Below are 25,435 nucleotides of genomic sequence, written 5' to 3'. Positions count from 1 at the left end.
AACCCTCACCCATACGGTGAGATTCATGCGCACCGCGCAAAGCTCAGAATCTCAGGTGCCGGATGCCGGAAAGGCCCGACCGCCCATGCTCACCGTGATCGCACCCGCCGACGGCCGGGTGGTCGACACCATCGCCACCGAGACGCCCGCCGTGGTGCGGGCCACCGTGGAGCGGCTGCGGGACAATGCCGCGCTCTGGCACTCGCTCGGGGTGGTCGGTCGGATCCATTGGCTGACCGTGTTCCGAAACTGGTTGCTGGACAACCGGGATGCGCTGGTCGCGCTGCTGGGGCTGGAGACCGGCAAGACCGAATCGGAGGCCGATGCCGAGTTCGGCCTGGCCCTCGATGCCCTCGACCACTATCGCGCGCACGGCGCGCACTACCTGGGCGGACGACATCCGCAGGTCGCCCTGCGCCCGGGGGCGGCCATGCAGCTGGCCGTCGCGCAACCGGCGGGCGCGGTGGTCGGGGTGATCGGGCCGTGGACGTATCCGCTGGCGCTGGCCGTTTTCGACGCCACACCCGCGCTGGTGGCGGGCGCCGCGGTGGTGGTGAAGCCGTCCTCGGAGACGCCGCTGACCCTGCGCGCGGTGACCGCGGGCTGGCACAGCACCGGGGCCCCAGCGGTTTTCGAGACGGTGGCCGGGCACGACGCCGGACCGGCTGTCCTCGATTGCGTGGATTATGTCCGGTTCACCGGAAGCGTGGCGACCGGCAAGGTGGTGGCGCTGCGCGCCGCGGCCCGGCTGATTCCGTGCTGTCTGGATCTCGGCGGCAAGTCCGCAGCGGTCGTTTTGTCCGATGCTGACCTGGATCGGGCCGCCGCCAGCATTGCACTGGGCGGGCTGGCGAACAACGGGCAAAGCTGCAATTGCGTCGAACGCATCTATGTCGAAAACTCGGCCTACGACGCCTTTCTCGACAAACTGGTGACCGAGGCCGCCGCCTTCGGGCCGATCCTCGGCGACGAGATCGGCATCGGGGTGATGACCTCGGCCGCCCAGGTCGAGCTGGTCCGCGACCAGGTGCGCGACGCCCTGCTCAAGGGCGCGACCCTGCGCTGCGGCGGCACCGGCACCGACCACGGCTTCGAACCGACCGTGCTCGCCGATGTCGACCCGACCATGGCCGTGCTCACCCAGCAGACCCTCGGCCCGGTGCTGCCGGTGGTGCGGGTCGCCGACGCGGGGGAGGCGTTCGAGCTGGCCCGCCGCTCCCCGGCCGGACCCTGCCTGAGCGTCTGGACCGCCGATACCGCCGCCGCCTCCCGCGCGGTCGGCCGCTTCGCCCCCACCCGGGTCGGCGTCAACGACATCTCACCCCACATCGCCCGACCCCAACCGTTCTGAGCACGCCCGTCCGGGTCCTACAGTGGAACCCGTGGGAATCGAACAGGACACGACGCCGTCCACGCTGCTGCACATCTGCTCCCGGGACGAATGGGAATCCGCCCGCGCCGCAGGCGAATACCGCACCCCCGACCTCGGCGAGACCGGATTCATCCACCTCTCCGCGCCCTATCAGGCGCACCTCCCGGCCAACCGGATCTTCGCCGGTCGCACCGATCTGGTGCTGCTGCACCTGGATCCGGCCCGCCTGACCGCGCCGGTGAAGTGGGAGCCGGGCGTTCCCACCGATCCGGACTCCATGCTCTTCCCGCACCTCTACGGTCCGTTGGCGCTGGCCGCGGTGCTCGAGGTGACCGACTTCCGCCCGGGGCCGGACGGTACCTTCGCCCCACTCACGACGAACTGAGCTCGTGGCGAAGTGATCACGGCCGGGACGTAGCTCCCGGTGATCGGGGTGGGTTGTCCTAGTCTGGACGTCGTGAACGTCGACGTGACAGCGCTGCCCGGAATCGGTGTACGCAAGGACTTCGAAGTCAGAGCGGGGCGGCGGATCGGGGTGGTGGCGCACCGGGACGGTGGGATCGATCTCATCGTGTCGCAGCGGGACGATCCGGACGCCTGCCTGGCGCAGGTGCCGCTCACCCCGGACGAGGCCGCGGTGCTGGCGAACCTGCTGGGGGCGCCGCAACTAGTGCAGCAGTTGCGGGAGGAGCACTCGGACCTACCCGGGATCACCACCCGACAGCTCAGCATCAGCGGCAGCTCGCCCTATCGCGGCCGTCGCCTCGGCGACACCGGAATGCGGACCCGCACCAAGGCGTCGATCGTGGCGATCATGCGCGCCGGGCAGGTGCAACCCTCACCGGGACCGGATCAGGTCCTCGACTCCGGGGACATCCTCGTCGTGGTCGGCACTCCGCACGGGCTGGACGCGGCCGCCCGCATCCTGGTAGACGGCTGAACCGGTGGATTCGACCGGTCTAGCCCTGTTCGAACTCGGCGCGATCTTGTTCGCGCTCGGCATGCTGGGGCGACTGGCCGCCCGCTTCGGCATGTCGCCGATTCCTCTCTATCTGTTGGGCGGCCTGGCCTTCGGTGACGGCGGCATCGTGCGCATGCAGGCCGCCACCGAATTCGGTCACCTCGCCGGTGAGATCGGTGTGGTGCTGCTGCTCCTGCTGCTCGGATTGGAATACACCGCAGCCGAATTGGTGACCGGATTACGCCGGGACTGGCTGGCGGGCCTGCTCGACATCGTCCTCAACGCCACGCCCGGCGTGATCGTGGCGCTCATGCTGGGCTGGGGGGCGGTCGGCGCGGTCACCATGGCCGGCGTCACCTATATCTCCTCCTCCGGCATCGTCGCCAAGGTGCTCAACGATCTCGGGCGGCTCGGTAACCGTGAGACGCCGGTGATCCTGTCCATCCTGGTGTTCGAGGATCTGGCCATGGCGGTCTACCTGCCGATTCTCACCATGATGCTGGCCGGGCTGAGCTTCGTGAGCGGGTTGCGGTCGCTGGCCATCGCCCTGGTCGCGATCACCGTGGTGCTCGTCGTGGCGCTGCGCTACGGGCGCTACGTGTCGAAGATCGTCGACAGTGACGATCGGGAAGTGTTCCTGCTCAAGCTGCTCGGCGCGGCGCTGCTGGTGGCGGGCGCGGCCTCGGCGCTCAATGTGTCGGCGGCCGTCGGCGCGTTCCTGCTGGGCATCGCCATCTCCGACTCCACCGCGCACGAGGCGGCGAAACTTCTCGAACCGCTGCGGGATCTGTTCGCGGCCATCTTCTTCGTGGCGTTCGGGCTCAATACCGATCCGCGCGCCATACCGCCGGTACTGGGCTGGGCGATCCTGCTGGCCGTCGTCACTGCACTGACCAAGATCGCCACCGGCTGGTTCGCGGCCTCCCGTCAGGGGATTCGCCGCATGGGCCGGGCGCGCGCGGGCGCGGCGCTGGTGGCACGCGGCGAATTCTCCATCGTCATTGCCGGACTGGCGGTTTCACTCGGTGGCGTGGACGGGCGGCTGGCCGCCCTGGCCTCCGCCTACGTGCTGATGATGGCCGTGCTCGGCCCGATCGCGGCCCGCGTCGTCGAGCCCGTCATCCGGCTCGTGCAGCGCGACCGGCGCAGCGACCCGGTCCCCGGCTGAATCCGGTCCGGCCCCGGCGGTCTTCGCGACCGCCAGGCGCCGGGCCGCCTTGCGGTCGCGCATCGCGACCAAGCGGTGCGAGAGCGCCACCGCGACCGCACCCACCGTGAAACCGATGAGCAGCGCGAAGAAGTGGCCGTAATCGGTGAAGGTGCGCCCGTGATAGACGCCGTACGCGTACCAGACCAGCACCCCCAGCGCCCACAACCAGCGGGCCGGGCCGCGCAGCCGGAAGGTGAGCGCGGCCAGCATGGCCGAGATCCCGTAGCTGGGGCCCACATCCGAGGCGAACGCCACCCGGGTCGGGATCAGATGCTTGTCGAGCTTGTGCGCGATGCCCAGCACGGTGATCAGGGTCGCGCCGACATGGCCGATGGCCACCACGAAGATCCAGCGCAGCGAACCCAGCCAGCGTTCGGCCAGCGCCATCAGCGTGACCAGGATCAGAATGTCGCCCCACGGGAAACCGCCATCGGTCCAGAATGCCGAGGCGACCAGCACCTGGATCGGATCCTTCTGCATATTGCGCAGATTCGTCGACGCCGAGAAGATCAGCCGCCGGCCGACGATATCGCTGGCCCCGCGCAGCGTCCACCAGGTGATGAACAGGGTGAACGCGTAGGCGATACACGCCGGGGTGACCGCCAGCAGATCGCGATACGCCTGCACGGCGCGCCGCAACCGCTGCGGCTGCGCCCACCAGACGAACAGGGCGCGTGCCTGTTCGCCGAGGTCGACGGTGCGCAGCCAGGGCGGCTGGTAGGTGGCCAATGCCATTACTCGATGGTATCCCGAGGTCATTTCTGTACGCGTAACGCGCATTAATGCCCAGGGAAAACGGTGGTTACGTCGCAGCAACATGGGTCCGGACCATCGGAAAGGTGATCTATCACCAGCGCCTGGGCGGCACCACCTACACCTTCGACGGGTTGGTCGATCTGCTGGCCAAGGCCACCCCGCGCCGCAGCGGCGACGAACTCGCCGGATGCGCGGCACATTCCGACGCCGAGCGGGCCGCGGCACAGTGGGCGCTGGCGGAGGTGCCGCTGGACACCTTCCTCACCGACATGGTGGTGCCGTACGAGACCGACGAGGTCACGCGCTTGATCGTCGACAGCCACGATCGCGCTGCCTACCAGGCGATTTCACATCTGACCGTGGGTGGGCTGCGGGATTGGCTGCTGGCCGTGGCCGCCACCGCCGACGCCGCGGCCACGCTGGCCGCAGTTTCTGCCGGGCTCACGCCTGAAATGGTCGCGGCCGTCAGCAAACTCATGCGCAATCAGGATCTGATCGCGGTCGCGCACGCCGTGCGGGTGCGGTCCGGGTTCCGGACCAGCATCGGCCTGCCGGGCACGCTGGCCACCCGGCTGCAACCCAACCATCCCACCGATGATTCGCGCGGGATCGCGGCCGCGGTGTTGGACGGGCTACTGCTGGGTTGCGGGGACGCGGTCATCGGGATCAACCCCGCCACCGATTCCCCGCGTGCCACCGCGGATCTGCTGTACCTGCTCGACGAGGTGCGGCAGCGCTTCGACATCCCAACCCAGTCGTGCGTGCTCTCGCACGTCACCACCACGCTCGGGCTGATCGAGGCGGGCGCGCCGGTGGACCTGGTGTTCCAGTCCATCGCGGGCACCGAGGGCGCGAATTCCGGGTTCGGCGTGAACATCTCGCTGCTGCGCGAGGCCAACGAGGCCGGGCGGTCGCTGCGGCGCGGCACCGTCGGCGACAATGTCATGTACCTGGAAACCGGTCAGGGCTCGGCACTCTCGGCCGGGGCGCACCTGGGCACCGGCGGCCGCCCCGTCGACCAGCAGACCCTCGAGACCCGCGCCTACGCCGTGGCCCGCGACCTCGACCCGCTGCTGATCAACACGGTCGTCGGCTTCATCGGCCCCGAATACCTCTACGACGGCAAACAAATCATCCGCGCGGGCCTGGAAGACCACTTCTGCGGCAAACTCCTCGGCCTCCCCATGGGCGTCGACGTCTGCTACACCAACCACGCCGAAGCCGACCAAGACGACATGGACACCCTCCTCACCCTCCTCGGCACCGCCGGTTGCGCCTTCGTCATCGCCGTCCCGGGTGCCGACGACGTCATGCTCGGCTACCAATCCCTCGCCTACCACGACGCCCTCTACGCCCGAAAAGTCCTGAACCTCACCCCCGCCCCCGAATTCGCCGCCTGGCTCGACCGCCTCGGCATGATCGACTCCACCGGCCGCATCCTCCCCATCGAACCCCTCTCCTCCCCGCTCCGCGCCCTCGCCGCCAAGGAGGTCGCGGCATGACAACCGACGACATCATCGGGGTGGCGGAGAATATTGCCGCGCAGGAATTCTGGGCAGGGCTGCGGATGACGACGCAGGCGCGGATCGGGCTCGGGCGGGCGGGGGACGCACTGCCGACGCGGGAGGTGCTGGAGTTTCGGGCTGCGCATGCGGCCGCGCGGGATGCTGTGCACAATCCGCTGGATGTCGCCGCCCTGGCAGGCAGGTTGCCTGCGCTCGGGCTGGGGGATGCGGTGCATGTGCGCAGCCTGGCCGCTGATCGGTCCGAATATCTGCGGCGTCCCGATCTTGGGCGGCTGCCGGGCGGTGTGGAGGTGGGTGCAGCCGACGGCAAGGCGGTGGCGAATTCGTCTGGGGTACGCACGATTTGGTCGGGCGCGGGTCTCGGTTGTGCTGAGGGCCTGGGGAATGGTGACGGTGAGGGCTCCGACGCAGGTCGCGGTGATGGGATGGGTGGGGGAGCGGGCGTTGGTGGCGCGGATGGCCGCGAGAGCCTCGGGGAGGTGCTGGCGGGGGTGCCGGATAGCGGTGCGGATGTGGGATTCGTGCTGGCGGATGGGCTTTCGCCGCGGGCGTTGACCGATCATGGGGTGCCGATGGTCGCGGCGTTGATCGAGGCGCTCGGGGACCGGTACACCTTTGCTCCGCCGGTGATCGCTACTCAGGCGCGGGTGGCGTTGGGGGATCACATCGGGGCGGCGCTCGGTGTCAGCACGGTGCTCGTTCTCATCGGTGAGCGCCCAGGTCTGTCGGTCGCCGACAGTCTCGGCATCTACCTCACGCATCACCCGCTACCTGGGCGCGCCGATTCCGAACGCAACTGCATCTCCAATATTCATCCGCCCGAGGGCCTCACGTATGCCCGAGCTGCGCAGGTCACCGCCGCGCTCGTCGACGGGGCGTGCCGCCTGGGCCGCTCCGGTGTCGACCTCAAGGACACCTCTGCCGACCCGGAACTTGCGTCCGGCGCGGGCATCGCGCCCCTCATTCTCGACGCGCACACCGGGGGCGGGAATGCCGCGCGCACCCCGTTGACCTTGGATGCGAGCGACTTCGACTGAATTCGTATGCCTCGGAATGAAACATGCGATCCGGTCGGGACGATCGAGGGGGCAGGTCGGGTCGTCGAGGAGGTAATTCATGTCCATCGGTCTGCGAATGCTCGGCGCGGGTGTCGGGGTGGCGGCGACGCTGGTCGCGCTACCCGTGGCGCACGCCGACGATCTGCCCGCCTCGGCGTTGACTTTGACGGTGGCGCAGGGTGAATCGCTCGAGACCGCATCCAGTCAGCGGTCGGTCGTGCTCGTGTGCGCGCCGACCGTGCTGGGCACGCATCCGGCGGCAGCGTCGGCCTGCGACGAGTTGACCACGGCCGGAGGCGATTTCGAGAAGCTGCACGGCCGTCCGATGCGGATGTGCCCGATGATCTACGACCCGGTCACGGTGGCGGCCGACGGCGTCTGGCAGGGCAACCCGGTCAGCTACCGGCACACCTACCCCAGCATGTGCGCGGCCGGGAACCGCAGCACCTCGGTGTTCGAATTCTGAGCCCCGCCTGTCGCCGCCCGGCGATTCCGCGCGGGTGACTAGGGTCGGTCCCATGGTGCGCGAGGTGCAGCCGGGATGAGGCTGCGGGGAGCGGTGGCGGTGCTGGCGGGTGCGGCGGTGCTGGTCCCGCTGACCGGGTTCGCCGGATACACCCTGGGCCGCGCGCGATCGGCCCCACGGCCGGGCGCGCAGGTGGTGGTCGTGCTCGGCTGCCGATTGCGCGGCGACCGGGTGGCCCCGATGCTGGCCCGCCGACTCGATCGAGCGCTCGCGGTGCTGCGCTCCGAGCGGGACCGGGGCGGTGCGCCGCTGCTGGTGGTCTCCGGCGGGCAAGGCAACGGCGAGTCGCTGACCGAGGCGGACGCGATGGCGGATTACCTGCTGGCGCAGGGCATGCCGGCCGACGAGATCGTGCGCGAGAACCGGTCACGGAATACCGAGGAGAACCTGCGCTATACGATGCAGGAGCTGCGGCGGCGCGGCATCGACGTGGATGCGACCCGAATCACGGTGGTGACCAGCGATTTCCATGTGTTCCGCACGGCCCGCCTCGCAGGGCGGCTGGGTCTGCGCGTCGAGGTGACCGGGGCGCGGACCGCGCGACTGCTGCTGCGGCGATCGTTCCTGCGCGAATTCGTCGCCGTGCTGGCCGCTCCCGCGCTCGCAGCCGTTCGGCGTGGTGCCCGGGTCGAGGGTCGGCTGCGGGAAGCGGGACCCGGCGACGACTAGGGTCGATCCCATGGATCGCCGGATATTCGCTCTGTGCCTGATTCCCGCTGCCTTGGCGGTGCTGGTGGAGTTGACGGCGTCGGGCAGCGTGGGTCAGGCGGCGGTGGATCTGCTGGGTGTCGCGACCGGGACCTGGGCCTGCGTGACCGCTGCGCAGCCACGACCGGTACCCGCCAGCACGCAGCGTGAGGTGCTGATCGGACTGGCTTCGATGGTCGGCGTGATTGCGGTGGTGGGGAATTGGCCGACCGGGTATTCGCCCTGGGCGACCGCGTCCGTGTGGGTGACGATCGTCGCCTGCGGGGTGGTGGCGTCCCGGATCGCCGGTTTCGCTGACACATTGCTGACGACTGTGCTCGCGGTCGTGGCGGTCGGCTCGACCTTCCTCGGCGGTCACGAGCGGGACGGTGTGCTGCCGCTGGCCGTGGCGGTGCCGACCATCACCGCGCTGGGCATCGGGCTGCTGGTGCGCTCGCATCGGCAACGCGTGGTGGCCGAGCGCACGGCCGCGGTGGCAGGGGAGCGGGCGCAGATGGCGCGGGAACTGCACGATGTGATCGCCCACGAGGTGATGGGCATCGTGGTGCTCGCACAGGCGGCGCAGGCCGGGGCGGACAGGCGGACGCGGCCGGTGCTGACCCGGATCGAGGAGTCCGGGCGGCGCGCGCTCGACGATATCCGGGCCATGGTGGCCACCTCGCCCGCCGCCCGCACGGCCGTACGGGACACCCACGACCTGCGCGATCTGGTCGACAGATTCTCCGAAACCGTCACGGCCGAAGTGATTTCCGAGATCGACCCCGCGGTCGCCGCACCCCGGGTGCCGGACGCGGTGCTACTGGCCGCGCACCGAATCCTGTTGGAGGCGTTCAACAATATCCGCCGTCATGCCGCCGACGCCACAAAGGTCGAGGTCGAAGTACGAATCGACGGCGACGAACTGCGTATCCACGTGTACGACAACGGATCCGGATCCGGCGGCATCGGCGGCGGCACCGGGCGCGGCCTCGCCGGCCTGGCCGAACGGGCGGCGGCGGTCGGCGGCTCCGTGACCGCCGGACGATTCCTCGACCATCGCTGGCAAGTGGCCGCCAGGCTGCCCATCGGCGAAAACACCGGAGGAACACGATGATTCGGGTAGTGCTCGCCGACGACCAGGACATGGTGCGCATGGGTTTCGCCATGATCCTCGACGCCGCACCCGATATCGAGGTGGTGGCCCAAGCCGCCGACGGCGTCCAGGCGATCGAGGCGATCCGCGAACACCACCCCGACGTCGCCCTCCTCGACATCCGCATGCCCCGCCTCGACGGGCTAGAGGTGTGCAAACGCGTCAGCGCCGACACCCGAGTCGTCATCGTCACCACCTTCAACGACGACGACTACGTCGACACCGCCCTCGCCCACGGCGCCAGCGGCTTCCTCCTCAAGGACTCCGGCCCCGACCTCCTCCTGGCCGCAGTCCGCGCCGCAGTCGCAGGCGACGCCCTGATCAGCCCCGAACTGACCACCGCCCTCCTACGCCGCACCCGAGCCCACACCGACCGCCGCATCCCCGCCCCCCTCACCGACGCAATAGCCACCCTCAGCCCCCGCGAACTCGACGTCGCCCGCCTGGTCGCGGAAGGCGCGACCAACGCCGAAGTAGGCACCCGCCTCCACCTCTCCCTCGGCACCGTCAAAACCCACATCGCCAGCATCCAACGCCGCCTCGACGCCCGAAACCGCGTCGAAATCGCCGCCCGCATCTGGCAAGCCGGACTGATGGACTGAACCTGATCATCCGTTCGGCCGAGGGGTCTGCGCGGGTTCCGGCCGTTCGGCCGATGTCGGGGATACCCCTGGCGAACCACCATGGCTGGTATGAAACGACTGCCGAGCCTCGATATTCTGCGGGGATTCGCCCTGTGCGGGATCCTGTTCGCGAATGCGCCTGCGATCCTGCGGCTGTCTCCGGTGCGGGACGACGGGACGGTCGACCCGGTGGTGCGGTGGCTGGAATTCGCTGTCTACAGCCGGTTCTTCCCGCTGTTCTCATTGCTGTTCGGGGTGAGTTTCGCGCTCATGTGGCAGGCGGCGCGACAGCGGGCGGGATCACCGCGGGTGGTGATGCTGCGGCGGATCATTGTGATCGGGGCGTTGGGGGCGCTGCATCATCTGTTGCAGCCGGGTGAGGCGCTGCTGCCGTATGCGATTGTCGCGTTGGTGCTGCTGTTGCCCGCGACGTTTCTTCCTCCCCGTTGGGCGGTGCCGGTGTGCGCCGGCGTCGGTGCGGTGGTGACGGTGGCGGCTGTGCTGGGCGCGCCGGGGCTGCTCGAGGTGCCGGGCCTGTTCCTGCTCGGCTTCGCGGCGGGGCTGGCCGGATTGCCTTCTCGGCTGGCCGAATCGGGGCATCGGGTGTTGCCCGTTGCACTGCTCGTGCTCGGCGTGGCCGCGGTTCCGGCGCTGCTGTTGCAGTCGGCGCATCCGGAATACGGGGCGGTCACGGGTCTTATTCTCGCCGCGGCTTACGGCTGCGCGGTCCTGCTGCTGCTCGGCAATCGTCCCGAGGGTGCGGTGGCGGCGGTGCTGGCCGGACTCGGCCGGACCGCGCTCACCAACTACCTCGCCGCGACGGTATTCGTGGTCGCCGCAGGGGCTTTCGCGCCGCGGTTGGGCCTGGAATCGGGTGCGCACAGCGCATGGACGCTCATGCTCGTGCTGTGCGTCGCAATCCTCACCGTCCAGGCCGCGGCCACCATGTGGTGGCTGCATCGCTTCCCGCAAGGCCCGCTGGAGTATCTCGTGCGCCGCGTCAGCTGGGCCGGAGCTGCGCCCGTCCGGGAAACAGCCTCCGGCACACACGATTCCGGTGATGGGAAAGCTCTGTTCGATGCGAGTCGGGCAGTCCAGCGATGACCGCGACATATGCCGTCCTGCCGGTCGCCGGTGTCGGACTGGTAATTCTGGGCGCGCTCAGGGTGATTCGCGACCCGCGCCGGATTTCCACCGGCCTGATCCTGCTCGCCGCCACCGTGCTGCTCGCCTTCGCCGCGGTCTCGACCCTGCCCACTCTCGCGCCCGGCCCGGCGGCGGAACTGGTTGCCGCCCTGGTGATCCTGTTACCTCCGCTCTCGATCTTCGCGGCGGGCATCGGGTTGGTGGCCAACGGGGTGGTGCTGACTCGCCGCGAGGGACTGCGGGTCGCGACCGCGGTGGCCCCGCTGGCCGGTATCGGCCTGATCGGCCTGCCCTTCCTCGCATTTCAGATCCTCGACACCGGAACGCCCAGACCGGCCTGGGTGATGGCGCTGGTTGTGGCGGTGACCCTGCTCGCGTTGCTGGTCCTGGTCCAGCTGGTCGCGTTCATCGGATACGCCGTGCTCTACGCGCGGCTGCCCCGCGACCCGGGCACCGATGTGGTGGTCGCGCTCGGCTGCGGGCTGCGCGGGGACGCGGTGACGCCACTGCTGGCCTCGCGCCTGGATCGCGCCGCCGAGGTGTTCGAGTCCGCCCGCGTCCACGGTGGCAGCCCGCTGCTGGTGACCTCCGGCGGTCAAGGCCCCGGCGAATCCGTGCCCGAGGCCGATGCCATGGCCGATTACCTTGCGCACCGGGGCATTCCGGCGGAGGTGCTGGTTCGCGAGAACCGTTCCCGCACTACCGAGGAGAACCTGCGCTTCACCCTGCGTGAGCTGCGCCGCCGCGGCCTCGACCCTGCCACGGTGCGAATGACGGTGGTCACCAGCGACTTCCACGTCCTGCGCACCGCCGCGCTGACCCGCCGCCTCGGCCTGAACGCCCAGGTCACCGGCTCGCGCACCGCCCGCTACTTCGTGCCCGCCGCGTTCTTGCGCGAGTTCGTGGCCGTGCTGGTGACCCATCGCCGGGTCAACCTTGCCGTCTCGGGCGTGCTGCTGGCCGCCGTTGCGGCGCTGCTGGTCGTCAGCTACCTGCCGGTCGGGCTGGCCGCCGGTTAGCGGTCGGCCGTTGGTCCGTAATCAGCTGCTGCCGCGCAGGTCAAGCCGCCGCATCACCCGGTCCACCACATCCGGCGGCACCCCCGGTTCCCGGCGTGCGGCCATCGCTTCGGCACGCCCCGCCTCCAGTACCTCGTTGCTGATGGCGCGAATCTGCTTGGTGAAGGCCACGGTCCGGTCGGTATGCATGCGGGCATTGCTGTCGGCGGCCTCCGGATCGGCCTGTGCCAGCCGCCGTTCGAACCCAGTGCGCAGCCGCTCGTACACCTCATCGGGGAGCTGCTCGGAGGTCGAAATCTCCTTGAGCCGAGCCAGTTCCGCCTGCAACACCCGCGTCCACAGCTGCCGTTCCAGCGCGCGCTCGGCCCCGGTGTCGGCGTGCACGCCGGTCAACCGCACCACCGCGGGCAGCGTCGGGCCCTGCAGCAGCAGCGTGAACAACACCACCGCGATCGCCGTGAACAGGATTTCGGTGCGCCCAGGAAACGGTTTTCCGTCATCGGTGGTGAACGGCACGGCCAGCGCCAGCGCCACGGTCGCCACCCCGCGCATGCCCGCCCACCAGGTGACCACGGTCTCCCGCCAGGTGTAGGGCTCGTCTTTGTCCCGGGTGCGCCACCAGGACCGGAACAGCGCGGTCGTGGTCAGCAGCCACATCAACCGCAGCGCCACCACCACCGCGATCACCACCAGCGCCCCGCCGATGAACCGCGGCCAATGCGGTCCGGCGTCGCGCATCACCGTGCTCAACTCCAGCCCGATCAGCCCGAAAGCGAAGCCGGTGACCAGCATTTCGGTGATCTCCCAGAACGAGTCACCCACCAGCCGGTAGTCGCTGTCGCTGAAATCGGTGGCGGCGTCGGTGAGATACATCGAGCACACCAGCACCGCCAGCACCGCGGACCCGCCCCGCGATTCGGAGAGCCCGTAGGCCGCGAACGGCAGCAGCAGACCCAGTGCCACCCGCCACGGCGCCTCGTCGAGCCACTGCATGAGTTTGCTTCCGGCCCAACCGAACAGCAGCCCCACCGCCACTCCGACCAGCGCCGACAGCCCGAAATCGCGGAATGCGCCCCAGGCCGAGAACTTTCCGGTCACCACGGCATCGATCGCCGCGGAATACAGCACGATCGCGGTCACGTCGTTGAACAGGCCCTCGCCCTCGAGCACCGCCACCAGTCGTCGTGGCAGCCCCAGCTTGCCCGCCAGCGCCGAGACCGCCACCGGATCCGGGGGCGCGACCAGCGCACCGAGGGCTACCGCCGCGCCGATCGGCACGGCCGGATACCAGAGGTGGAAGGCCCAGGCCACGGCCACCGTGGTGACGATCACCAGCACCACCGCCCGCAGGCTGATGGCCGCCCAGTTCTCGGCGAACTGCCGCCACGAGGTGCGTCGCGCGGCCGCGTACAGCAGTGGCGGAAGCACCAGCGGCAGGATGAGTTTCGGGTCGATCTGGATATTCGGGACCGCCGGGATGAGCGCCAGCACCACCCCGAACGCCGTCATGAGTACCGCCGGAGCCTGGCCCAGCCGCCGTCCGAGCGGCTGGGCCAGGATGGTCGCGAACAGGACCGCGAAGATGAGTTCCAGCTGGTGGTGCTCCACGGCAGTCAGTTTGCTGCCGATATGCCCGAAAGTCGAACACCCGGTCCGTATTCTCAGCGAACCGGCATGGCAATTCTCAGTCGCCGCGGCCCGGCGCGGAGATTGCCCACATCCGGGGCGCTGCGGCTATCACCCGCGGCGACCCCGCTGCGGCAGCGGTTGGTGGTCCTGCCGGACGGCGGGGCCCGCACCGGCGGGCTGGTAGCGGCCCGGATTCGCGGTCTCGGCCCCCGCCGCGTGCCGTCCCGGCACCGGATAGTCGGAGGCGGGCGGGTAGAGCCCGGCGGTCCGGTAGTCGGTGGATCCGGCGACGTCCTGGCCGGAGCCGTGCATGTCCGGACCGAAGCCGCGCGCCTGACCGGCCGACGCCGACGGCCGCAGCGACCAGGTCGCCGCCGAATCCGGCTGGGGCCGCACCGGTTCCGGCATCATCGAGCGTTCGTCCACCTCGGTGAGTCCCACGTGGATGAGCAGCACCAGCGTCACGATGCTGACGGTGATCATCAGCGGTGCCAGCAACTCCATGGCCGCGGTGCCGTGCGGGGCCGCGGCATTGTCCACGTGGTGCGCGCTCATCGACGCCATGCCGGTGTAGTGCATGCCCGTCACCGCTACGCCCATGATGAGCGCCGCCCCGAGGGTGGCCCAGATGCCCCTGATGACCAGCGTGAACCACAGCGCCACGGTGGCCGCAACCACCGCGATCACCATCGACAGCGTCACGATCGCCGGGTCGTAGTCGATGGTGGCATCGGACTTCATGGCATACATGCCCGAGTAGTGCATGGCGCCCACGCCGAGGCCGGTGACCGCGCCACCCGCGAACAGCGACAGCCGTCCGAAGGGCTCGCGCGCCACGATGAACAGCCCCATCCACACCACCGTCACCGAGATGACGGCGCTGAGCATGGTGAGCGGCACGTTGTAGCGGATCTCCGCGCCGCGGATGCTGAAGCCGAGCATGGCGACGAAGTGCATGACCCAGATGCCGGTGCCGCCGATGGCGACCGCGGCCGCGATCAGCCAGCTGTTGCGGCCGTCGCCCGAGCCTGCCCGTGCCGTACATCGCAGGCCGAGCAGCGATCCGATGACGGACATGATGTAAGCCAGGATGGGTGTAACCAACCCAAAGCTGAAGTGGTGAATTTCCAGCACTCGAACTCCATTGCCAGAACAGGGGTTTCGTCATCGGAGAGGTGACGGGGGCACACTACCGGCCGGTATTCGATTTGGGAAATTGAAAGGTGATGTTTCATTCGAATTACTTCCGGGTGGCAGATTCCCGCTGCTCGCGTGTGTTCCGAGGGATCGGATTGCACTGTGTCCCTGTGGTTTACCGGATGTGTCGGCTATCACTCGGTGACCGGTCCACGAACAACTTTCCGCGCGAAGTGGCAATGGCCTCGACGGTAGGCTGCGGCAATAACGCAGTCTCGGCATTAAGGGGGAGCGGTGACCACGCGGCTTACGAGTTATACGCATGACGGATTGACGTTCGACGTGATCGACGAGGGTCCGCTCGACGGCACACCGGTCGTGCTGTTGCACGGCTGGCCGCAGACGGCCACCGAGTGGTCGCGGCTCACGCCGTATCTGCACGAATCCGGTTACCGCACCATCGCTCCCACCCAACGCGGCTATTCGCCAGGCGCGCGCCCGCGCGGCCGCTACGCCTACCGGATGACCGCACTGGTCGGCGACACCGTGGCGCTGATCGACGCGCTCGGGGTCGGGCCCGTCCATGTCGTGGGCCACGACTGGGGTTCGGCGGTGGCATGGTCGTTGGCCGCCGCCCGGCCCGACCTGGTCGCGACCCTCACCTCGGTCTCGATCCCACATCCCGGGGCCTTCATCCGCACCGCGCTCACGACGAGTCAGTTGCTGCGCACCCCTTACATGGTGCTGTTCCAGGTGCCGTGGCTACCGGAACTCGCGCTCGCCAAACTGCTTCCCGCGCTGAGTGATCCCCAGCATCCGCAACGCCGCGAGCGGGCGCTGGCGGCCTCGGGCATGGACGCCGAGTCGCTCGACCGTGTCGTGCACGACATCATCGGCGGTGGAGCGCTGAAGTATTCGATCAACTGGTATCGGGCCATGCTGATCGCCGACCCGCGCAAGGCATTCCGCAAGGTCACCGTCCCGACGACCCATGTCTCCAGTACTCGCGACCACTACATCGTGCCCGAGAACGCGGCGCTGACAGGGCATTACGTCGAGGGGCCGTTCACGCACGAGGTGCTCGACGCCACCCATTGGATCGCGGAGGAGCGGCCCGCCGAGCTGGCGGCCGTCATCATCGCCCGGATTGCCGCGTCGGCTCGCTGACCTCGGCGAGTTCCGCTCCGGCGCCGACGGGTACGACCGGCGCGGCGTCTCGGTGCAGCCGGCGCGAGACCGCGAACGCCACCACGCGGTAGGCTACGACCGCGGGCACCACGATCAGCAGGATCAGCCGCAGCCCCTCGGTCAGGACCGCGACGGCCAGATAGCCCAGGCCCAGGCCATCCGGTGAGCCCAGGCCGTGCCGGGCGGAGAGCGCCGACAGTGTTTCGCGCAGTACGAGATACGCCACGGTCAAGATCAGTGGGACGCGGACCAGCCGCCATCCGGCCAGCAGCATCGCGGAATCGGGTCGTCTCATCGGGCCACCTCCGGGCCGGAGGTGAGGAAGGCGAGCAGCAGCGCATTGCCGATCGCGCCGGCGGTCGTGAAGCGCAGGCGATCACCGCTGCGCATCGGCAGACCGGTCAGCGCCGCGGTGCGGTAGATGCGGGTGAAGAGGTCATGGTGTCCGAAGGCCCGCGCGGGGGCGAGCGCGAACGCGGTCGCCGACACCGAGATTCCGAGCACCACCGGGCCGCTGTCGATATCGCCGGGACCGCTGGTGCCACCGCCGTATTCGTGCATCGCGCCGAAGCCGAACACGCTGCGCTCCTGGTGGAAGAAGCCGTCGGCGAATTCCTGCGCGAGCGCGCGATCCGCGAAACCCGCGAAGTACGCGGCGAATCCGGTCCCGGACGCGCGTGGGGCGTCGTGGGGCCGACCGTCGATGCCCATGCGCTGCCACACCAGTCCGGTCGCCCGGTCGATGTGCACCGCCCGCGCCTGCTGTGCCCAATGGGCGAGCACCGCCGAGTGATCGATGCCGGTCGCACGCCCATGCACCGCGATCGCGGCGGCCACCGCCGCCACATCGGTCGGATACGCCTCGCCCGGAAGCGTTTCCAGCAGCGCGTTCGGTGACGCAAGCAGTCGCCGCTCGAAAGTGGCGATCAGTGCATCGTCCTGGGCGGCCAGCTCGGCGGGGAAGGCAGGATCTACCAGTCGTGCCATCCCGAGCGCGAGCGCGGGATAGGACAGGTAGGCGTGACCGTGTGGTGAGTCGGGGACGGTGATCCCGTCCTCGCCGTGCCAGGCCGCGGTGAACTCCGAGCGCATGTTCGCCCGCAGGCTCTTGGCCGCGGCCTTGGTCGCGATCGGCGCGTAGCGGTCCCGCCATTCCGGATGTGCGAGCACCACCTGCGCCAACCCCAGCGCGGTCATCTGATGCGCGAGCAGCCCCCACATGCCGTCCGCATTCCCGGAACGCTGCTGGTCATCGGCCGCTTCGTAAGCCACCATCTCCTCGGCGAGCCCGCGCACCCGCCCCGGATCCCCGCGATACCAGGCGTCGGCGTCGCGCCCGCACCACCAGGCCGGAACCACCGCTACGACCAAGGCGGCCACCGCAATTCCGATCCCGATCGAAATCCATCGCCGCGCATTGAATGACCGGTCCCCCGGACCGCTCGCACTCCCCATTCCCCGAACCTACCTGTCACCGCGAAACGCCCGGTAATGCCTGTGCGCCCGGTGTCGGTGGTCGGTGGGACACTGGACAGGGAGCGTGTGCAGTGCTGAGGGAGAATACAGACGTGATCGACGCAAGAGGCAAGAAATTGAGAGATCGGTTCGGGGCACCGGCGGTCGTATGGTCGGCGGGTGCCACGGCACTCGTCGGCTGGTAGTTCCGATGTCGGATCGGGAGGTGCCGGGGCGGGGAGGCCTGCCGGGACCGGGCGGGGACCGGTTCGACGCGGTCGAGCAATTGCGTCGGAAACTGGAAAGCCTGAAAGCGGGCGAGCAGAAAACGCCCGAAACCGAGGAGGGTGCCTCGAATCTCACCCGTATGCCGCGTCGCCCGCGCCGCATGTCGGAAGAGGCGAGCGAGCGCCCCCGCAAAACCTTCGATCCCGCCGCTCTCTCGGCCTACGATCCTGCCCCCACGCGTCCGGTACTCCGCTCGGAACTCCAACGCGAAACCGGCTGGTGGCCGGTCGACCCTGGCCAAGCCGGTTTTCCCGCCACTCCACCGGACACCGACCCCAACGCCCCCGACGGCAGCGTCATCGACCTCAATGCCGCCCGCCGCAAACGCGCCGGCGACATCGCCCCCGCCGCCGGCATCCGCCGCGTAGCCCGCCCCCGCCGCATCGGCCAGGACACCGGCGTCGACCCCCAGGCCGACGGCAAACCGGATGACACCGATGTGCCGCCGCCGAACGGTCCCACCCCGCGCTCCTGACGTCGGGTGCTAGCGGAGCGTGATGGATTGGATCTGTAGCGACAGAGTCGCAACGGACAAGGCGCAGAAGATCATTCCGAGGTAGAACTGCGGGCTGAAATCCTTGCTGCGGATGTGGGTGTACATGGCGCACACCCAGTAGAGGATCAGGCCGACCGCGGCGGCGGGACCGATGAGCGGGACGCCGAGCAAGCCGAGAAACAAGCCGAGGGCACCGGCCAACTTTGCTGTGCCGATGGGGAAGACCAGCCAGGATTCGGGGACGCCGAGGTTGGCCATGGGTTCGAGGATGGGCTTGATCTTCAGGGCGGCGCCTAGGCCGGATCCGGCGACCATTACTGCGTTGACGGTGGTGATGACGACTGCGGCGGTGGAGATGGCAGACATGACCTGTTCCTACGGTTGAGGTATTATATGGATCTCATAATATACTGATTCGAGAAGGATATTATATGAGTTCCGTAACATCTGAGGATCCGCGTGCTCGGCGTCGGGTGGTCACCGCCGTCAAGGGATCGCTGCGGGATCTGCGCGGTCAGCTCGCGCTGCTCAACCGTCAGGTCGGCGCGCGGGTGGAACTCAAGGAAGCCGATATGGATTGCCTCGACCTGATCACCGCGCAGGGGCCGATCAGTCCGACCGCGCTGGCGAGGGCGGCTCGGCTGCATCCGGCGACCATGACCGGCATCCTCGATCGCCTCGAACGGGCCGGATTCATTGCGCGCGAACGCGCCGAAGCCGATCGTCGCGCGGTGGTGATCCGGGCCGTGCCCGATCGCACCGCGGAGATCTACGCGCTGTTCTCCGGCATGAACACCGAAATGGACGAACTCTGTGCGTCTTACACCACCGCTGAACTGGAGTTGTTGGCCGACTTCCTGACTCGCTGCACCGAAGCCGGACGCCGCTCCACCCATCAACTCGAGGAGTGACGGGTCAGTTGTCCGCGAGGTCCGATCGGTATGCGGCGGTTGCGGTTCGGGCGAACGATCGGATCAGTGGGTTTGTGTCGCCTTCGTTCCAGGCCACCACTACCCGGCTCGGCGGCATATCGACCAGGGGAATCGCGGTCAGTCCCGCCGGGAGTTCGTGCCCGAGCGGAGTCATGCCGACCGTTCCGTTCCAGAGCACGGCCTGCATGCATTCCTGGACCACCCGGACCACCGGGCCCTGACGCGGTTCGCCGCCATTCCAATACGACTGCCACAGTGGGTCGGTGTCGGCGGGGAACTGGAACCAGCGGCGGTCCGCGAGGTCTGCCAGCGCCAAGCGGGTCCGCCCGGCCAGTGGGTCGTCGGTGCGCAGCACCGCGCCGACCGGATCGGCGCGCAGTTCGTGCACGGTCAGGGCGGTGGCGTTGAACGGTGCGCGGGTCACGGCGACATCGACCAGCCCGGCTTTCAGTCCACAGGTGGGATCGGTGAGATCGGTGTCGCGGATGCGGATCTCGACCTGCGGGTGCTCGTGGCGATACGCGGCGGCGAGTCGCGTGATACCCGGATCGGTGGCGCCGCCCAGGATGCCGACGGTGAGGGTGGTGTTCCCGGCCGCGGTGGCGACCCGGGTGGCGACGCGGTCGGCATGTGCGAGCAGGGCGCGCGCCTCGTCGAGCAGGACCGCGCCCGCGGTGGTGAGACCGACCCCGGCCGGTGACCGATCCAGCAGTGCCGCACCGACTTCCGACTCCAGCTGCCGGATGGCCCGGCTCAACGGGGGTTGCGTCATGTGCAGGCGGGCGGCGGCGCGACCGAAATGGCGTTCCTCTGCGACGGCTACGAAGTAGCGCAGCGTGCGTAGCTCCACCCTGGCACGATACCCGCTCGGTATCGGCCGATCGGAATAGGACTTGGACACCCGCCCGTTCCGGGCGCTGGGATGGAAGCGTGCCTATCGCCTACTGGATCGTCGCCGCTCTACTCGCTGCCTTCTATCTCTACGCCGGTGTCCTGAAGCTCGTCCGCAGCCCGGATCAACTCCGGCCGATGATGGCCTGGGTGGACCGCATTCCGCTACCCGCCGTCCGCGCCCTGGGTGCGCTCGAGGTGCTCGGCGCGCTCGGGCTGATCCTGCCCCCGCTCACCGGCATCGCGCCCGGGCTCGCGCTGGCCGCGGCGATCGGTTTCGTGCTGCTGCAATGCGGTGCCGTCCCGGTCCACTTGACCAGCAAGGACCGGCAGATCGGCCTGAACATCGCGTTGCTGCTCGCCGCGGCCGTCACCGTGTGGCTCGCCACGACGTGGCTGTGATCGGCGGCGGGCGGAATCACCACTGCGGGCGTCGGTGTTGCTTCGTAGAGTGACGACACGGATCCACTCGGCGCCGACAGACGGAGACTCATGACCGACCAGCTGACGATCATGGCGGTGCACGCCCATCCCGACGACGAGGTGCTCGGCACCGGCGGCGTGTTCGCCCGGTACGCGGCCGAGGACATCCGGACGGTCCTGGTGACCTGCACCAATGGCGAGCAGGGTGACGCGCCCGGCGGGATCAAGCCCGGCAGTCCCGGCCACGATCCGAACGCGGTACGGGCGCAACGGCTTTCCGAACTCCAGGAGTCGGCCGCGCTGCTGGGGATCGAGCACGTCGAGCTGCTCGGCTATCAGGATTCGGGCATGGACGGCTGGGACGCCAACCACGACCCCGACGTCTTCTGGAACACCCCGGTCGATCAGGCGGCCGCCCGGCTGGGCGAGCTGATGCGGCACTACCGTCCGCAGGTCGTCGTCACTTACGACGAAAACGGTAACTACGGCCATCCCGACCACATCCAGGCCAACCGCATCACGCTGGCGGCCGCGGCGGCCACCGGCATTCCGGACAAGCTCTACTACACCGCAATTCCCCGCGAAGCGTCCCGCGAGATGTTCGGCCTGCTGCGCGAGAAGGGTCTCATCGACTTCGACCCGCCCGAAGACTTCGGCATCCCGATGGATCAGATCACCGCCACCGTGGACGTCAGCCCCTACACCGAACGCAAGGCCAAAGCCCTTGCGGCCCATGCCAGCCAATCCGACAGCGTGCCCTTCTTGGCATTGCCCACCGACATGCAGCAGCTGATGTTCGGCACCGAAGTCTTCGTGCGCCACTTCAACCGCGTCCCCACCGCCCCGGCTCAGGAGACCGATCTTTTCGCGGGCCTGCGCCACGGCGCGGCCGAATCAGCGAGGCGATGACCCCCGTACGCGTACTGTCGTGCCCACGAGGCCGTAGAGGTCTTCCAAACAAAGGGCGTACCAGTTGTCCGACAAATCTCCGCGCAGCAAAATGTCCAAGGCTCAGGGCAAGTCCCTGAAGGAAAAACGAGCGGAGAAGAAGGCCGATCCGGCCACGCCGCCCTCGGGGGTCGAGGGCGCGGACAACAAGGCCAAGAAGCGCCGTTAGCAGGCCAAGCGCGCTCGCCGCGGCGCTGCGGCCGAGCGCGCTTGGGTTCTTGTACACGAACCCGGGCGACACCCGTGCGGGTGCTGGTGACATCAGACTCCCAAACCCGTGAACAACTGTTCGCCACCGAGTGAGCCCGGAAAATCGGTTGTAGACAAGGGGATTGCTGTGGCGTCATGGGACGCGATGAAACAGCAGCGTCCTGCTGGACGATCACGGCGCGCGGATGCTGGCGCGGTTGCTTTGGGGGTTTGTCCTATCAGGCTCGTCCGGGCACGATCGTGCTCATCGATGGGCGGTTCCTGACCCCGACTCCGTTCGACGCGGACCGAGCGGTTGAATACGGGGAGCGGACAAGCGGTTTCGAACGGGAGGATCTCGCCACGATGAAGGTGCGGGCGGTGGCTGCGCTCGCAGTCGCGGTGGTGGCGGTAGTGAGTGGCTGCCAGGAGGGTCGGCCGTCCACACCGGCCGCCACCTCTTCCCTCTCTGTCCCCGCGGCCGCGGCCTTGCCGAAATGGCTGATCTCCGGGGAAGCCCTCTCGCTGCTCGCGGGCGCGGGAATGTCCCAGTCCGAACTGTCCACGGACTTCGACAACGCCTCGACCTATGTGACAGCAGGCGGCACGGACCCGGCGGAGTACACCAAAGCCGTTCGCACACAATCGTTCACCAGCCTCGATGCCCTACGTTCGGCCCTCGGCCACGGCCTGGATCAGTCCATCCACGCGGTCCTCTACGACAACGAAGCCTGGCCGTTGACCCCCGCCGCCGAACAACAGGACCCGGCCACCGCCGAATCCCAGGCCGCCGACCTCGCCCACGCCCACCACCTCCTCCTGATCGCCACCCCCGCCACCGACCTGACCCGAGTCCTCGCCCCCGGCGAAAACTCCTACGCCGCCTACCTTCGCCTCGGCATATCCGCCGCCGCAGCGAAAGCCGCCGACGTTATCGACATCCAAGCCCAAGGCAGCGAATCCGACACCACCCGCTACGCCGACTTCGTCCGCCAAGCAGCAGCCGCCGCCCACACCGCCAACCCCAATGTCGTTGTCCTCGCGGGTCTCAGCACCAACCCGAGCGGCCAAACCGTCACCCCCGACCAACTCCGAGCCGCCATCACCGCCACCCGCTCATCGGTCGACGGCTACTGGCTCAACATCCCCAAAGCCGGCCAGGCCTGCCCCCGTTGCGGCACCGCCCAACCTCAGGTTGCAGTAGCCATGCTGCGCCAATTGCCTTGAGCAGCACGAAGAGTCGCCGACTCGAATGTCACCCGCGTTGGTTGTCATGCCGAATTCGCTCGATCGCGAGATCGATCAGCTCTGAGCGGCTGGCGGTCGGCCGCCGCTGCCGTTCGTAGTCGATCAACCGCTCGGCCGTGCTCTCGATGCCCAACACCATGGTGAGCAATTCGACGTACTTGTCCTGGGGCGGCGCCGGATTCGGCCGAGGCTGCTGCGAGGGTTCCCAGGGTTGGGCGAGGTTCTGTGGCGGTGGAAACGCGGGGCTCGGCGGCGGTGATGCCAGTGATCGCGGTCCCGCATGGTTGCGATGGGGCGAGACCACTACAGCGGCGAACAAGACGAAGAACACGGCGGCCCCCGCACCCACCACCACCGCGTAGCGAACAGCGATGTCGCTGCCGAGGCCCAGCGCTACGATTCCGAGCACCACGGCCACCGCGAGCGGAACGCTCGCCAGCAGAAGTTTGACCTTGACGGACATCGACATAACCGCCCCCGGATCGGCCGTCGCAACGTGCAGCCCCACGCCCGATGGTAAGTCCGAGAGGCGGTTTCACGGTGCAGAAGGGGCCGACATCTTGGACTGAGTCGGCCCCCGTGGGCGTCGCTGTGCCCGTGGATTAGCCTCAGGCGTGCATGTTCTGAAGCGTATGGGGGTGGAGCGTTTTCCCGGGCTGACTGTCGGGGTGTTCGTGGTGACGGCGGCCGCGTACCTTCTGCAGCGGCTGGTGCCGGATGTGTTGGCACACCTGGAGCGAACTCCGTCCGGGCTGCACGGGGATTGGTGGCGGTCGGGTACCGCGCTGTTCGTGCAGGACGGCGGGTTCGGAGGTGCACTGCTGAATCTGGTCTTTCTGCTGGTGTTGGGCACGGCTGCCGAACAGGTCCTCCGGCGGTGGCGCTGGCTGGTTCAATACTTCGGCGTCGGGTTGGTGGTCGAGTTCATCGCATACGCGTGGCAGCCCGTGGGAGGCGGCAACTCCATCGCCGATTGTGGTCTCGCAGGCGGGCTCGCGGTGTCGCTGTGGCGCCGGAGGGAACGCCTGCCGGACTGGACGCCGATGGCCGTAATAATCTGGAGCACAGCCATGTTCGCCACCCTCTGGGACCGAGCATGGCTACCCGCAGCGTTGGGGTGCGCGTTGCTGGTGGGCCCAGCGATCATGCTGTCGGCCCGTGGCATCGATCTTCGCCGCCCGGTGGCGGTCCTACTCGTGGCCGTCGGCCTGGTCCTCACCGCGACCGCGAACATTCATGGTGCAGCGTTGCTGCTGGGCGCAGCCGCTATCGCCCCGTCCCGTTCGTCACGGGGTGACTGACGAGGGTCGGCGGGGTCCAGTTCCACAGGTTGGCGGTTTTGCGGGCGGCTATGCGGCTGCCGGCCAGGGCGGTGAGGCGGGTCATGGTGGCGTAGAGGAAGGGGTTGGTGGAGAGGCTGATCGACGGGTCCTTCCGGGCGCCGCGTTGCACGGCTTGGGTCCGGGGGCGGCGGAGGGTGTCGTAACGGGCCAGGGCGGTGGGGATGTCGGCGTTGTCGGCGAGTTCGGCGGCCAGGACGGTCGCGTCTTCGAAGGATTGGCAGGCGCCCTGGGCGAGGAACGGAGTCATCGCGTGCGCGGCGTCGCCGAGGAGGACCACGCGGCCCTCGGTGTAGGCGGGCAGCGGCTCGAGGTCGGAGACATCATTGCGCAGCAGCGAGTGCGGCGGTGTCGCCGCGATGAGTTTCGGGATCGGGTCGTGCCAAGTGCCCACGCGCCGCACGACTTCGGCCATGTCGTCGTCGTAGTGCACGTGCGGTTCGGACTGGCGAATGGCGACGAACCAGAACACGCGCTCCTCGGAGATCGGATGCGCGGCGAAACGCACACCGCGTCCCCAGGTTTGGAAGCCGTCGACCGGCCAGACCGAACCGGGCGCGGTCACCCCGCGCCAGACGAGGATGCGCTGGAAGACCGGGTCCGGGGTGTGCGGCCACACGGAAGTCCTTACCGCACTGTGGATTCCGTCCGCGCCGATCAGGACGTCGGCGGTCAGCCGCTGAATGTCGTCGCCGGTCCGGTACGTCACCGTGACGGCCGCGTCGGTCTGCTCGACGCCGGTGACCTCCGCCCCGGTCCGCACGCTGTCGGCGGGGAGGTGCCGCTGCAGCAGTTGCTGCAGATCGCCTCGATGGTTCGCCAACAGTGCTGTGTCACGGCCATTTTCGAACTTCATCAGGTATTTCCCGGCTGGGGTCCGCAGGTTGACCGCTGCCTCGGAGAGCTGGGAGATGGCGCGGAATTCCGCGCCTATGCCGAGGGCCTCGACGGCCTTCACAGCATTCGGCGCGAAGGACCAGCCCGCCCCGACCTCGCGTGATTCGCCCGCTCGCTCCAGGACGGTGACCGACCATCCGACCCGGCGCAGGCCGATGGCCGCGGCGAGTCCGCCGATGCCACCGCCCGCGATGATCGCGTGCCGGCCGGTGTCGTATTGCTTGGTCATCAGGATTCTTCCTTCGTGTCGGGAATCGGTCAGGACTCCCCAGGTCTAACCGGAATCACGAAGGCAGTGCCAGACATTCGAGGCGATGCGGGAACATTCAGGTCATTG

General features: G+C 68.6%; 27 protein-coding genes and 3 pseudogenes. 21 read left to right on the top strand and 9 right to left on the bottom strand.

Features of this window, described 5'->3' with window-relative positions; translation table 11 throughout:
* Window positions 1–25 precede the first annotated feature (25 nt).
* From ACYVN4_RS12210 to ACYVN4_RS12195, 4 genes are all read left to right on the top strand, one after another.
* Complete coding sequence (locus tag ACYVN4_RS12210; protein WP_460720333.1) at window positions 26–1,351, top strand: aldehyde dehydrogenase family protein; 1,326 nt, start codon at window positions 26–28, stop codon at window positions 1,349–1,351.
* A 31-nt stretch (window positions 1,352–1,382) separates the two neighbouring features.
* Complete coding sequence (locus tag ACYVN4_RS12205; RefSeq protein WP_460720332.1) at window positions 1,383–1,757, top strand: DUF952 domain-containing protein; 375 nt, start codon at window positions 1,383–1,385, stop codon at window positions 1,755–1,757.
* 72 nt (window positions 1,758–1,829) lie between these two features.
* Entirely contained in the window at window positions 1,830–2,312 is a 483-nt protein-coding gene (locus tag ACYVN4_RS12200) for a cation:proton antiporter regulatory subunit (RefSeq protein ID WP_460720330.1), read from the top strand.
* Between the two features lie 4 nt (window positions 2,313–2,316).
* Window positions 2,317–3,501 carry a cation:proton antiporter gene (locus ACYVN4_RS12195; RefSeq protein WP_460720328.1) on the top strand — a complete coding sequence of 395 codons (1,185 nt, stop codon included), beginning with the start codon at window positions 2,317–2,319 and terminating at the stop codon, window positions 3,499–3,501.
* Window positions 3,502–3,615: 114 nt separating this feature from the next.
* Here ACYVN4_RS12195 and ACYVN4_RS12190 read toward each other — a convergent pair.
* Window positions 3,616–4,278, bottom strand: a pseudogene (locus ACYVN4_RS12190) (rhomboid-like protein); the annotation flags it as partial.
* Window positions 4,279–4,325: 47 nt separating this feature from the next.
* On the opposite strand from ACYVN4_RS12190, the gene ACYVN4_RS12185 reads away from it, so the two are divergent.
* From ACYVN4_RS12185 to ACYVN4_RS12145, 9 genes and pseudogenes are all read left to right on the top strand, one after another.
* Window positions 4,326–5,801 (top strand): ethanolamine ammonia-lyase subunit EutB, encoded by a 1,476-nt coding sequence (locus ACYVN4_RS12185; RefSeq protein WP_460720326.1) that lies wholly within the window; start codon window positions 4,326–4,328, stop codon window positions 5,799–5,801.
* Window positions 5,798–6,103: pseudogene (locus tag ACYVN4_RS12180) on the top strand (ethanolamine ammonia-lyase light chain EutC); the annotation flags it as partial. The gene ACYVN4_RS12185 and the pseudogene ACYVN4_RS12180, both read left to right, overlap by 4 nt.
* 183 nt (window positions 6,104–6,286) lie before the next feature.
* Window positions 6,287–6,862 (top strand): annotated as a pseudogene (locus tag ACYVN4_RS12175) (ethanolamine ammonia-lyase light chain EutC); the annotation flags it as partial.
* A 79-nt stretch (window positions 6,863–6,941) separates the two neighbouring features.
* A complete protein-coding gene (locus ACYVN4_RS12170; RefSeq protein ID WP_460720324.1) occupies window positions 6,942–7,349 on the top strand; it encodes a subtilase-type protease inhibitor in 408 nt (135 codons plus the stop codon).
* 75 nt (window positions 7,350–7,424) lie between these two features.
* On the top strand, window positions 7,425–8,078 hold the full coding sequence (locus tag ACYVN4_RS12165) for a YdcF family protein (protein ID WP_460720322.1): 654 nt from the start codon (window positions 7,425–7,427) through the stop codon (window positions 8,076–8,078).
* Between the two features lie 10 nt (window positions 8,079–8,088).
* A complete protein-coding gene (locus ACYVN4_RS12160) occupies window positions 8,089–9,210 on the top strand; it encodes a sensor histidine kinase (RefSeq protein ID WP_460720320.1) in 1,122 nt (373 codons plus the stop codon).
* The gene (locus tag ACYVN4_RS12155; protein WP_460720318.1) at window positions 9,207–9,851 is read left to right on the top strand and encodes a response regulator; all 645 of its coding nucleotides are present in this window, start codon (window positions 9,207–9,209) and stop codon (window positions 9,849–9,851) included. The genes ACYVN4_RS12160 and ACYVN4_RS12155 overlap by 4 nt, the downstream gene beginning before the upstream one ends.
* Window positions 9,852–9,941: 90 nt before the next feature.
* Window positions 9,942–10,976: a DUF418 domain-containing protein gene (locus ACYVN4_RS12150; RefSeq protein WP_460720316.1), complete on the top strand. Its 1,035-nt coding sequence runs from the start codon at window positions 9,942–9,944 to the stop codon at window positions 10,974–10,976.
* Complete coding sequence (locus ACYVN4_RS12145; RefSeq protein WP_460720314.1) at window positions 10,973–12,037, top strand: YdcF family protein; 1,065 nt, start codon at window positions 10,973–10,975, stop codon at window positions 12,035–12,037. Before ACYVN4_RS12150 ends, ACYVN4_RS12145 begins: the two co-directional genes overlap by 4 nt.
* Before the next feature lie 21 nt (window positions 12,038–12,058).
* On the opposite strand, the gene ACYVN4_RS12140 is transcribed toward ACYVN4_RS12145, so the two are convergent.
* Complete coding sequence (locus ACYVN4_RS12140) at window positions 12,059–13,645, bottom strand: Na+/H+ antiporter (protein WP_460720312.1); 1,587 nt, start codon at window positions 13,643–13,645, stop codon at window positions 12,059–12,061.
* 129 nt (window positions 13,646–13,774) lie between these two features.
* Window positions 13,775–14,743: an MHYT domain-containing protein gene (locus tag ACYVN4_RS12135; protein ID WP_460720310.1), complete on the bottom strand. Its 969-nt coding sequence runs from the start codon at window positions 14,741–14,743 to the stop codon at window positions 13,775–13,777.
* 354 nt (window positions 14,744–15,097) lie between these two features.
* Here ACYVN4_RS12135 and ACYVN4_RS12130 point away from each other — a divergent pair, with 354 nt between their 5' ends.
* Window positions 15,098–15,970, top strand: coding sequence for an alpha/beta fold hydrolase (locus ACYVN4_RS12130; RefSeq protein ID WP_460720308.1), 873 nt, complete (start codon window positions 15,098–15,100; stop codon window positions 15,968–15,970).
* Here the strand turns inward: ACYVN4_RS12130 and ACYVN4_RS12125 are convergent.
* Together ACYVN4_RS12125 and ACYVN4_RS12120 are read right to left on the bottom strand one after the other, a co-directional pair.
* Window positions 15,939–16,286: a hypothetical protein gene (locus ACYVN4_RS12125; protein ID WP_460720306.1), complete on the bottom strand. Its 348-nt coding sequence runs from the start codon at window positions 16,284–16,286 to the stop codon at window positions 15,939–15,941. The two genes, ACYVN4_RS12130 and ACYVN4_RS12125, sit on opposite strands and share 32 nt — an antisense overlap.
* Window positions 16,283–17,371, bottom strand: coding sequence for a hypothetical protein (locus ACYVN4_RS12120; protein WP_460720304.1), 1,089 nt, complete (start codon window positions 17,369–17,371; stop codon window positions 16,283–16,285). Before ACYVN4_RS12120 ends, ACYVN4_RS12125 begins: the two co-directional genes overlap by 4 nt.
* 301 nt (window positions 17,372–17,672) lie before the next feature.
* On the opposite strand from ACYVN4_RS12120, the gene ACYVN4_RS12115 reads away from it, so the two are divergent.
* Window positions 17,673–18,209 (top strand): hypothetical protein, encoded by a 537-nt coding sequence (locus ACYVN4_RS12115; protein ID WP_460720302.1) that lies wholly within the window; start codon window positions 17,673–17,675, stop codon window positions 18,207–18,209.
* A gap of 9 nt (window positions 18,210–18,218) precedes the next feature.
* On the opposite strand, the gene ACYVN4_RS12110 is transcribed toward ACYVN4_RS12115, so the two are convergent.
* Window positions 18,219–18,596, bottom strand: a complete 378-nt coding sequence (locus tag ACYVN4_RS12110) for a DoxX family protein (RefSeq protein WP_460720300.1) — start codon at window positions 18,594–18,596, stop codon at window positions 18,219–18,221.
* Between the two features lie 65 nt (window positions 18,597–18,661).
* On the opposite strand from ACYVN4_RS12110, the gene ACYVN4_RS12105 reads away from it, so the two are divergent.
* Window positions 18,662–19,141: a MarR family winged helix-turn-helix transcriptional regulator gene (locus ACYVN4_RS12105; protein WP_460720298.1), complete on the top strand. Its 480-nt coding sequence runs from the start codon at window positions 18,662–18,664 to the stop codon at window positions 19,139–19,141.
* A 4-nt stretch (window positions 19,142–19,145) separates the two neighbouring features.
* Here ACYVN4_RS12105 and ACYVN4_RS12100 read toward each other — a convergent pair whose 3' ends face one another.
* Complete coding sequence (locus ACYVN4_RS12100; RefSeq protein ID WP_460720296.1) at window positions 19,146–20,012, bottom strand: LysR family transcriptional regulator; 867 nt, start codon at window positions 20,010–20,012, stop codon at window positions 19,146–19,148.
* Window positions 20,013–20,092: 80 nt separating this feature from the next.
* Between ACYVN4_RS12100 and ACYVN4_RS12095 the strand changes: the two genes are divergently transcribed.
* The 4 genes from ACYVN4_RS12095 to ACYVN4_RS12080 all read left to right on the top strand — a co-directional run bounded on the left by ACYVN4_RS12095 (window position 20,093) and on the right by ACYVN4_RS12080 (window position 22,840).
* Window positions 20,093–20,455, top strand: a complete 363-nt coding sequence (locus tag ACYVN4_RS12095) for a DoxX family protein (protein ID WP_460720294.1) — start codon at window positions 20,093–20,095, stop codon at window positions 20,453–20,455.
* A 90-nt stretch (window positions 20,456–20,545) separates the two neighbouring features.
* A complete protein-coding gene (locus ACYVN4_RS12090) occupies window positions 20,546–21,385 on the top strand; it encodes a PIG-L family deacetylase (protein WP_460720292.1) in 840 nt (279 codons plus the stop codon).
* Between the two features lie 64 nt (window positions 21,386–21,449).
* The gene (locus tag ACYVN4_RS12085; RefSeq protein ID WP_460720290.1) at window positions 21,450–21,593 is read left to right on the top strand and encodes a hypothetical protein; all 144 of its coding nucleotides are present in this window, start codon (window positions 21,450–21,452) and stop codon (window positions 21,591–21,593) included.
* 401 nt (window positions 21,594–21,994) lie between these two features.
* Complete coding sequence (locus ACYVN4_RS12080; protein WP_460720288.1) at window positions 21,995–22,840, top strand: hypothetical protein; 846 nt, start codon at window positions 21,995–21,997, stop codon at window positions 22,838–22,840.
* Window positions 22,841–22,868: 28 nt separating this feature from the next.
* Here the strand turns inward: ACYVN4_RS12080 and ACYVN4_RS12075 are convergent, their stop codons facing one another.
* On the bottom strand, window positions 22,869–23,324 hold the full coding sequence (locus tag ACYVN4_RS12075) for a hypothetical protein (RefSeq protein ID WP_460720286.1): 456 nt from the start codon (window positions 23,322–23,324) through the stop codon (window positions 22,869–22,871).
* Window positions 23,325–23,499: 175 nt separating this feature from the next.
* Here ACYVN4_RS12075 and ACYVN4_RS12070 point away from each other — a divergent pair, with 175 nt between their 5' ends.
* A complete protein-coding gene (locus ACYVN4_RS12070; RefSeq protein ID WP_460720284.1) occupies window positions 23,500–24,162 on the top strand; it encodes a rhomboid family intramembrane serine protease in 663 nt (220 codons plus the stop codon).
* Here the strand turns inward: ACYVN4_RS12070 and ACYVN4_RS12065 are convergent.
* Window positions 24,128–25,327, bottom strand: a complete 1,200-nt coding sequence (locus ACYVN4_RS12065) for an FAD-dependent monooxygenase (protein WP_460720282.1) — start codon at window positions 25,325–25,327, stop codon at window positions 24,128–24,130. The two genes, ACYVN4_RS12070 and ACYVN4_RS12065, sit on opposite strands and share 35 nt — an antisense overlap.
* Window positions 25,328–25,435: the final 108 nt, after the last annotated feature.

This window comes from Nocardia heshunensis (genome assembly GCF_054782115.1).
The sequence above is the reverse complement of the archived record's forward strand: the minus strand, read 5'-3'. Positions and strand labels throughout refer to the sequence as shown.

What these genes read in the sequence shown, in the direction of transcription:
- ACYVN4_RS12210 (WP_460720333.1), top strand. Translation starts at nt 26, where the DNA reads ATGCGCACCGCGCAAAGCTCAGAATCTCAGGTGCCGGATGCCGGAAAG.
- ACYVN4_RS12170 (WP_460720324.1), top strand. Translation starts at nt 6,942, where the DNA reads ATGTCCATCGGTCTGCGAATGCTCGGCGCGGGTGTCGGGGTGGCGGCG.
- ACYVN4_RS12110 (WP_460720300.1), bottom strand. Translation starts at nt 18,596, where the DNA reads ATGTCTGCCATCTCCACCGCCGCAGTCGTCATCACCACCGTCAACGCA.
- ACYVN4_RS12160 (WP_460720320.1), top strand. Translation starts at nt 8,089, where the DNA reads ATGGATCGCCGGATATTCGCTCTGTGCCTGATTCCCGCTGCCTTGGCG.
- ACYVN4_RS12145 (WP_460720314.1), top strand. Translation starts at nt 10,973, where the DNA reads ATGACCGCGACATATGCCGTCCTGCCGGTCGCCGGTGTCGGACTGGTA.
- ACYVN4_RS12065 (WP_460720282.1), bottom strand. Translation starts at nt 25,327, where the DNA reads ATGACCAAGCAATACGACACCGGCCGGCACGCGATCATCGCGGGCGGT.
- ACYVN4_RS12135 (WP_460720310.1), bottom strand. Translation starts at nt 14,743, where the DNA reads ATGTCCGTCATCGGATCGCTGCTCGGCCTGCGATGTACGGCACGGGCA.
- ACYVN4_RS12105 (WP_460720298.1), top strand. Translation starts at nt 18,662, where the DNA reads ATGAGTTCCGTAACATCTGAGGATCCGCGTGCTCGGCGTCGGGTGGTC.
- ACYVN4_RS12125 (WP_460720306.1), bottom strand. Translation starts at nt 16,286, where the DNA reads ATGAGACGACCCGATTCCGCGATGCTGCTGGCCGGATGGCGGCTGGTC.
- ACYVN4_RS12150 (WP_460720316.1), top strand. Translation starts at nt 9,942, where the DNA reads ATGAAACGACTGCCGAGCCTCGATATTCTGCGGGGATTCGCCCTGTGC.
- ACYVN4_RS12165 (WP_460720322.1), top strand. Translation starts at nt 7,425, where the DNA reads ATGAGGCTGCGGGGAGCGGTGGCGGTGCTGGCGGGTGCGGCGGTGCTG.
- ACYVN4_RS12155 (WP_460720318.1), top strand. Translation starts at nt 9,207, where the DNA reads ATGATTCGGGTAGTGCTCGCCGACGACCAGGACATGGTGCGCATGGGT.
- ACYVN4_RS12075 (WP_460720286.1), bottom strand. Translation starts at nt 23,324, where the DNA reads ATGTCCGTCAAGGTCAAACTTCTGCTGGCGAGCGTTCCGCTCGCGGTG.
- ACYVN4_RS12185 (WP_460720326.1), top strand. Translation starts at nt 4,326, where the DNA reads ATGCCCAGGGAAAACGGTGGTTACGTCGCAGCAACATGGGTCCGGACC.
- ACYVN4_RS12090 (WP_460720292.1), top strand. Translation starts at nt 20,546, where the DNA reads ATGACCGACCAGCTGACGATCATGGCGGTGCACGCCCATCCCGACGAC.